This is a genomic window from Halorubrum rarum (assembly GCF_048380895.1).
Classification (GTDB): domain Archaea; phylum Halobacteriota; class Halobacteria; order Halobacteriales; family Haloferacaceae; genus Halorubrum.
Window position 1 is genome coordinate 1 of sequence record NZ_JBLWMN010000033.1, and the last position, 7,919, is coordinate 7,919.

Below are 7,919 nucleotides of genomic sequence, written 5' to 3' on the forward strand. Positions count from 1 at the left end.
AGGGGGAATCTCGGGTTTCGCTTTTAATCGAGATCTTAGTCCCGAGCGAATGCTTCCGATATCCAGATATGAATGGGTTAGTACTTAATTGTTGGTAGTAATTAAGCATTGACTAATTCATAACCACCAAACTACTGATAGTTATAGGGATAGCATTCGAAGTGTAGATATGACCGGTCGTCCAGAAGACACCTCTGACGAGGAAATCCTTGATTTCTTAAGAGAGTCAGAGGATCTCGTATTCTCAACAAAGGAGGTAGCCGAGGCTCTTTCGTATAGTCAACCCGGTATGTTCAGACGATTAAGAAAGTTAGAGGAGAAAGGGCAAGTCGAATCGAAAAAGTTGGGTGGAACAAAGGCATGGTGGCTTTCAGAAAGGAGTTAAAGTAACCCGCGCGACCCCCCACAAGGAGGGGCCGCGCGGCGGTACCCAACCACTACAAGGGTTGGTGGCTGGGTGGGTGGGGCAGCGTTTTCAGGAAGGGTCTGCGGGTCCACGGTCACGCAGTAGGTCGAGCAGCTCGGGCCAGTCGAGATCGCGGTCGAACAGGCCGGCGCGAAGGTTCCATTCCCACGGAGCGGGTTCATCAGGATCGTACTCGACAGCGGTCGCCTCGAGCGCTTTCAGCGAGCCACCGAACAGACGATCCGTCGGGTAATCGTCGTCGGCCGGCCACGTCGCGAAGAAGTCGGCGACCTCGGGAGCACTCTTGTAGAGCGCGAGCGAGGTGAGCCGTTTCATCTCCGGATCGACGTCCTTTCCGGTGTGACCGATCACCGCACACACCTCGACGCCGAGCTTACTCATCCGCTTGAGCAGCGGCGACCACTGGTTGGCGACCTCGTAGGAATTGGTCCGCGCGTCGAAGTGAGTCGAGCCTTCGTCGATCACGACCATCTTCGGACGGTCGCGGTTCGACAACAACGTCATCGCGAGGTCGTGGCACGTCGTCACACGTTCGTCGACGATCGCTGCGTGCGCGTTCGAGACGACGAGGAGATCGTCCCAGTACGTCCGCGCCAGTTCGGTGAGCAGCCACACCGTGTTCGTCTTCCCGGTGTTCGGATCGCCAGCCGCGAGCAAAGTCGTGAGCGCTCCGTCACGGTCGAGTTCGTCGAGGATACGCGCCGGAAGCGTGAGCGCGCTCGCCTCGAGGTCCTGCTCGGTCACGCCGACGAGATGCGATAGTACCGAGCCGTTTCCGCTGGTGACCGCTTCCGTCGCTCGGTCTGCGCGGAACTTCTCGAGCAGCTGTTCGCCGACCTCGCTCTCGTAGATCGAGGAGTCGGTCGCCGCCTCAAGAAACGAGAGGTTCGAGCGGTGTTTCGGATCGTCGACGATCCCCGTGTGTTTGTGCGGGTTGCCGTGGCCGTCGATCCGCTCTTCGATCTGTTCGCGAAGCTTTGCAGCCGTGAGCAGATTCTCGTCGATGCTATCACTCATGGGCTCCTCCGTCGGTCGCGGGCGTCGGTTGGTCGGGTTCCGTGCCGTTCTCCAGCTCCTCGAACGGATCCGGATCGGACTTGTCGCCGGGGTCCGGCTCGAACTCCTCGATCACCTCTTCCAGGTGGTCATCGAAGCCGAGATCGTCGAGCCGCTCCTCGATCGCATCGCCGATACCGTCGCCTTCGTCGGGCAGGGTACCCGCCTCGATCGTGTCCATCAGCGTATCGACCTCACTGCGGAGCGCGTTCGAGACGATCGCGGGTGCTGCCGTCTCGATCGCCCAACCGCGTTGCGCCTTGTCTTGGAGTTCGCCCCGGCAGCGTTTCACCGCTGCGAGCGTTCGCGCCAGCTCCACGTCGTCGAGCGTGCCGCGCCAAGTGCCGACCACCGTAGAGTTCTCGACGTCGACCTGTTTGCCGACGTAGAGGTTATCGGTCAGTTGCGTGAGCGAGTAGTCGGCATCCGTGTTGCCCGACTCGTCCGTGACCTCGAGGTCGCGGAACTCGTCGACAGCGAACCGGAAGATACCGCCATCGAGAACGCGGGTATCGAGGTCGATCAGCCAGATGCGCCGTGGGTTGTACAGTAGCGACACGACCTTACTACCAGCGAGGTACCCGACAGGGATGCCGCCAGCGCCGAACGCGAGCCCGAAGATGTACCAGAAGCGCGGGATCGCCGGTTCATAGTTCATGACCAGAGCGATGCCAAGAATACCAGCGAGCACGATGATCACATCCCAAAAGCGGTGTTTCAGGAAGTCAACGAAGAGCCGTCCTTTAGAGACTGGTTCGTCGGGGTCGATAGACTCGGTTTCTCGAGTCATGCGACCCTCTCAGCGCCTTCGTCTCGTCCGTAGACGGTACGGAGCACGAGCAGCAGCGTGATGAACGCGACTCCGATGGCACCGCCGAGCCCTGCCGCTTGCGCGTCAGAGGCATCGTACGGGCCGCCGACGAGTGGGTCCGATGTTTTAATCGGCACTCCTTGGAGCCGGGTTTGTGTGTCGACGAACACGCCAGCGGTCGGCGAACTCGTGTCGATCGGGAGGCGGACAGTCGTTTCACGGTCAGACTGCAAGACGAACGACTCCCGGTTTATCTCCCGGTGTTCGTCGAGCCGGACAGCTTCGATCAGCGTGACGCGTTCGCGGCGGTCAGCCGTAAACGTAAGCACAGCGTGGCCGTCATCGATCGAGGCATCAACGAGATAGATACCATCGTCGATGAACATATGGTCGTCGTCGCGATCGTCCTCGAGGGCGTCGGTCGCGTTCTCAGTCGCGTTATCGACAGCAGCGACGCCACCGGTTGCAGCAGCTAGCACGGTCAGGATTATCAAAAAGTGGCGGATCATGGGTTTAGTTATTGACGAGTCCAAGCGCAGCGAGCGCAGCAGCGACAATGATGATTATCTCACCGGGGACACCAGCAACATCCCAGCCGCCGAGACCGAGACCGCCGCTACTTTGCGAGTCCTCGTACTTCTCGATGAGCTCTTGGTTTTGCTGTTCGAGATCATCCCACTCTTCCTGTGTGATGTAGTTCGTATCGTCCTGTGGTTCGGTCGACTCGAAGTTCATCTGCTGCTCCTCATCGCCGGTCGATGTGTTCTCGATCTTCTCGACCGTAAACTGGTTCTCGATCTTGATGGTTTCGTACTGCGTATCTTCAACGTCAGCGAAGAAACGTACCTCATCAACCTCAGTGATAGCGTTTTCGACATCATCCGAGATGTTCGTTTCCCAGACACCTGCGGAATCGTCGTGATCGAAGTCGTCTTTAACCAGTTCGACGGTTTCGCCAGCAGTGGTTTCGAGGCGGAAGATCGTACTCGCGAAGGGCTCTTCGGTGAAGGTGACGAGACCACCATCGACATTAGTATCGTAGGCGGACCACGTCCCTTCTCCGAGCGACACGTCATAGGTCAGGTAAACGTCCCCGTCCATATTAGACGGAGTGTAGGTTTCACCGGACACGATCGCCTGATCCGACGTTAGTGCGAGTGAGCCCCGAATCCTTGCGTCGATATTCGACAGACTGATCGTTGCTTCTCGCTCAACGTCGGTTGGTATATTCAACGCAGCGAGATCGGCGATCGCTTGCGCCATCGACTCCTCTTCAGCCATCATCGCCGCCTGTTCGCGGGGCGTGATGAGATCTGATAGCTCAAGCTCACCGGATTGAACATCCGAATAGACGCTTTCGACCCAGAGAGCGAGCCCGTCGCGAGCACCGTCGAACGTCGAAGTCAGATCGGTGTAGATATCATTCCAATCAGTGTAATGGAGAAGATCAACACGATCACCATCGCCGGGATGATTGACTTCGAGGTAAGCACCATCAGCCGACATGGAACCGGTGTAACTCTTGGGATTGTAGGTTCGATCGTAATCATTACTCGAGACCTGTGTGTACTTGAGCAGATCCATAGTAGATCCATCAGGGAGAGTATGCTGTTCAGTAGTGGAACTCATTTCCACAACAGCGTAATCTGTTCCGCCGTAGGGATGGTTGTAAACGGTCCCAAGAGTGAGATCTTCGTGAGACCCAATACGATCAGCGAAAGCGGTAAGCTCGTTTATGGTCTCATTCCACGAGCTCAGAAGATTTTTTTCGACGGTCGCTTGGTAATCGTCGACAGCAGATTCAGCAGCAGCTTGCACCTCAGAAAGACTAACCTGTTCGTTCAGCTTTTCGATCGCATCGATCTTCCCCTCGATGTACGCAGTGTGTTCGACACCCTTGAGGATTTCACCGTTGTCGATAATGGTGCTTTGATTTTCCCGACTGCGTTTAAGCCCGGCCTCATAGGCATGAGAGTGGAGCGTCTCAGGAGTCAGGCCCTCAGTGGGAGGATTCGATCCGAGCACTTCGAACTCACGTAGTGCCCAACCGAGTCCGACACCGCCGAGACCAGCACCAGCAGCGAACTTGGCAGCCGCACCACCAGCGACGACCGCAGGGAAGATCGCCTCGGACTCTTGGACCGGGCCGTTCGAGTGAGCGAGCCCGACGCCAGCAGCAGCAGACGCACCGAGCCCTTGGATGAAGCGGCGACGGTTCACACCGCCAGCATCAGTAGCAGGAGATGCATCAGCGTCATTGTTACAGCCCACAGTAGGGCGAGCAGCACAGCTTTGCGATGGCTTACCACCAGTCGAGGTGTCATGTTTGGTAGTCATAAACGTAGTATCAGCGTTGGTTACTGCACGAGCACCGCGTAACTCGCGAACGACACGAGGAACGCGAGGATTGCGAGGTGCGGCTCGTTCGTGACGATCAGGTCGTTGAACCACGTCCAGTGTTGGTAGGCGATCATCACGGCAGGACCACCGACGATCGCAACCTGTTCCCACTGTTCGTAGTGATCGAACGAGCGCGTCTCACTCGAGGCGAACGCGAGTACGTACGCAGCGAGCGATACCCACAGGGCGTGGCCCGTGGTCAGCGTATAGTTGATGCCCCACTCGATCGTCAGTCCGGCGATGCCGCCGAACAGATAGATCGAGGCGACAGCGAACACGATCCCGATCGCGGCGGGCAGCGTTCGCAGGTTGGCGTAGTCAGTCAGCATCGACGACATGTTGCCGTGAGAAGCCATCAGCTCTCACCCGGGAACGCGACCATGGTCGGATTGTAGTCGTGGGTCGAACCGTCGTCACGCTCGAGCGTCTCCTCGCTCGTGTCCATCGCGATCCAGATCGGTTCTCCGACCTCGACACGATCCTTTCGAGCTGCACGCTTCACTTCGCCCTTCGCGAAGTAGCGAACGACACCGCGCGACTCGTCCTTGATCTTGAGCCGGTACCACGGGCCGTACTCGCCTTCGCCTTCCGCGAAGTCGAGCACGAGTCCCTCGAGCACGTCTCCAGGTCCGAGTTCGACGGTCGGCACGTCGCCGTCGGGATCGTCACTTTCGAACTGTTCGAAACCGTCAGGGGGAGTCGGTGTATCGGTCGACATCTCCAACTGATAGGTTCTTTAGAGGTTACATATAACACGGCTAGAGGCAATGTGAAAGTATAATCACGAGAGTGCGAAGCTCAAACCACCGTCTACACATCAGTAGGATGAACCATACACGGCCTCGGTTCGGATCGCTCCATGTTTGGGTTCGAGACATGGTAGTCCTCAACAACGAGTAGTCGATCGACGACCTCCGGATCAGTAATACCCTGATTGATGAATCTACGAGCCATCAGCTCGGGATCGTGGATCGCGACGTTCGTCCGTCCGTCACGGAAGATCTCCCCTTGAACGAGATCGTGTCTCAGGCGAGTGTTCTCGATGACGTTCTTTACCGGAAGCTCGAGCGGAACCATGTCGACGCCGCCGCCTCCGGGTTGATGTTCCTCCCCGTCCGGCGTGACGATCGCTTTGAGTTCGTATCCGAACTCACTCGGAGACCGCCGATCGAAGGTTTCGGAGTCGGGTTGCTGTTCACCGTTGAGCAGCTCCCCGACGAATTCGCGATGTTTCGGATCGATGTTCAACCGTGCGAGCAACGACGGGAGCGAAACGTCCGAGCGATGAACATCAAAGTAGCTCTCAACACGCTCGCGGATCAACGCGTTTCGAGGCGACTCCCCGACTACTGCGCCGCGATCAGCGGACGGCCATCGTTCGGCAAGTGTTCGTTTCGATGTCTCAGGCGAGGGAGGTGGAGCGACGTTCGTCGCCCACTGCAGATCGTCGTCGAGTACGACCTTCTCCACGCGGGGACCGTCGAGTCGGTCCTGGTCGATCGTCCACGGGGAGCCACAACAGGCGCAGACGACATCGGCTCCGTGACCGTCGTCCCACAGAACCCGGTCACCGTGCGAATCCGACTGTCCGGAGTCCTCGTATTCGGCTCGCTGTTCGCACCGATCCGCGCGGATCGCTTGGTTCACTGTCTGGGAACGAGACGTTCGTCGACGAGCCGCAGCCCAGTAGATCGCTCCCCATGCGACGTATTCGATCGGTTTATCGAGGAGATCCTCGGTGTAGCCACCCATATACGCCGCAAGGTACGATCCGAGGTTTCCGACGTCCGCGTTCATCGAGATACAGCCGTCGTCTTCGAGAAGATAATCGTCGATGGAGTCATAATCGTGAGCCGACCAACCAGCAGGGTCACACTCAGTTACGTGTTTATCGATAACCCGCTCGAACTCGGTGGCTGCATCACGGAGATCGTCGAATTCATCGGCGTCGAAGTAGACCCCGACGTGAATATGTGTATAGCAAGCGTTTTTCCCGGGATCTTCGTCAGGGTCAGCCGCAACACCCATCCCGTGCGGTTCGGCTTGAAGCCAGTAGCCCCACTGTTCGGAGTCGAGGTCGAGATGATACTCGAGCACGTTCCGGAGCGTGTCACGAACGCCACCGTACGAAAACGCGTCATGAATAGCATCCATCTGATCGACGGGAGCCAGTCGTCCACCACCCGGAACTGACGACGCGGTCAGAGTGAGCATCACGGTCACCGGATCGTCCCATGCAGGGACCGCTTCGCCACCGGAGGGCCGTTTTCCGCCGCTCATCTGTCGCTGAAGCGCACGAGCCCGAGCGTACTGCTTGCGACTGTACTCTTCGCCCCACGCGTCAGCGAGAGAGACGTCGAACTCGTCGCCGCTTTCGAGATCGGTAAAGCGGGCATGCATCCCGTCGTATTCGTGATGTGAACGCAGAAAGGCGTGTACTGCGTCCTGCCATGTGCTAGCTGACCGGGACGCGAGCCGATCCACGGTAAAGGCGCTTTCCAGCGGATCATCGGTGTCGACGTATTCCTGCTCCCAGTCGGGATCGGTCACGATCCGGCGGAGTTTTCGCCCGTGTGTCTCCGAGAGCGGAAGGTCGGCCAGTTCCGGGTACTCGGTCGCAAACTCGACAACTCGTTCAACGACGGGATCTACGTCTTCCTCAAATCCGGTGAGAGACGGCTCTACAGAGTTAGTCTCCTTGGAAGGCCAAGCCGCGGACCCCTCGCTGGGTGCGCTCATCGTGCACCTCCAGGTGAGCGCGACAGCGAACGCTCCGCGACTGCACCGCCGCTCGTTTGGCTCCCGATGGTCGCCGATGCGCGGTCGGCGGCGTTCGGACCGGGTCCGCCGGTCCTCACGCACCACAAGGTCGCCGACCGCTTGGAGCGACTGTCGAGCAGCGGGTCGTGAGCATGACCGAGATCGTGCCGGAGCCGTTGGGAGGTGAGCCGGCGCGGAGCTCTCGACCTCACCGTTCGTCGGGACACTCCAGCTCGTCCGGACGCCGATCACAGTCGAGCGCGTGACCGTACTCGACACCGCTTGTCGAATTCCGCGTACATCTCTGCTGACAGATAGGGCACCAGAACTCACCGAGTCCGTCAGCTGTGAACGTGGTCCCGGTGTTGCTGCGGTTCCCGAGACTCACAGGAACCACCCCGCAGATCCGTCGCTACTTGTCAGTAAAAGGTGGAAAAAGTATATGCGGGTAGTGGGCCGGCGCAG

Annotated in this window: 8 protein-coding genes; 1 reads left to right on the top strand and 7 read right to left on the bottom strand. The window is 58.6% G+C overall.

The window, feature by feature from the left end; all coding sequences use genetic code 11:
* Positions 1 to 169 precede the first annotated feature (169 nt).
* Positions 170 to 385 carry a winged helix-turn-helix transcriptional regulator gene (locus ACNSN7_RS15405; RefSeq protein WP_418283185.1) on the top strand — a complete coding sequence of 72 codons (216 nt, stop codon included), beginning with the start codon at positions 170 to 172 and terminating at the stop codon, positions 383 to 385.
* 90 nt (positions 386 to 475) lie between these two features.
* Here ACNSN7_RS15405 and ACNSN7_RS15410 read toward each other — a convergent pair whose 3' ends face one another.
* The 7 genes from ACNSN7_RS15410 to ACNSN7_RS15440 all read right to left on the bottom strand — a co-directional run bounded on the left by ACNSN7_RS15410 (position 476) and on the right by ACNSN7_RS15440 (position 7,706).
* Complete coding sequence (locus tag ACNSN7_RS15410; RefSeq protein ID WP_418283186.1) at positions 476 to 1,444, bottom strand: hypothetical protein; 969 nt, start codon at positions 1,442 to 1,444, stop codon at positions 476 to 478.
* A complete protein-coding gene (locus ACNSN7_RS15415; protein ID WP_418283187.1) occupies positions 1,437 to 2,273 on the bottom strand; it encodes a DUF8125 domain-containing protein in 837 nt (278 codons plus the stop codon). The genes ACNSN7_RS15410 and ACNSN7_RS15415 overlap by 8 nt, the downstream gene beginning before the upstream one ends.
* Positions 2,270 to 2,851: a DUF8063 family protein gene (locus tag ACNSN7_RS15420; RefSeq protein ID WP_418283188.1), complete on the bottom strand. Its 582-nt coding sequence runs from the start codon at positions 2,849 to 2,851 to the stop codon at positions 2,270 to 2,272. The genes ACNSN7_RS15415 and ACNSN7_RS15420 overlap by 4 nt, the downstream gene beginning before the upstream one ends.
* Positions 2,808 to 4,514: an Env/VP5 family phage fusion protein gene (locus ACNSN7_RS15425; protein ID WP_418283189.1), complete on the bottom strand. Its 1,707-nt coding sequence runs from the start codon at positions 4,512 to 4,514 to the stop codon at positions 2,808 to 2,810. The genes ACNSN7_RS15420 and ACNSN7_RS15425 overlap by 44 nt, the downstream gene beginning before the upstream one ends.
* Positions 4,515 to 4,651: 137 nt before the next feature.
* A complete protein-coding gene (locus ACNSN7_RS15430; RefSeq protein ID WP_418283190.1) occupies positions 4,652 to 5,023 on the bottom strand; it encodes a DUF8023 family protein in 372 nt (123 codons plus the stop codon).
* Positions 5,024 to 5,049: 26 nt separating this feature from the next.
* Positions 5,050 to 5,412 (bottom strand): hypothetical protein, encoded by a 363-nt coding sequence (locus ACNSN7_RS15435; protein ID WP_418283191.1) that lies wholly within the window; start codon positions 5,410 to 5,412, stop codon positions 5,050 to 5,052.
* Between the two features lie 92 nt (positions 5,413 to 5,504).
* Entirely contained in the window at positions 5,505 to 7,706 is a 2,202-nt protein-coding gene (locus ACNSN7_RS15440; protein ID WP_418283192.1) for a hypothetical protein, read from the bottom strand.
* Positions 7,707 to 7,919 lie beyond the last annotated feature (213 nt).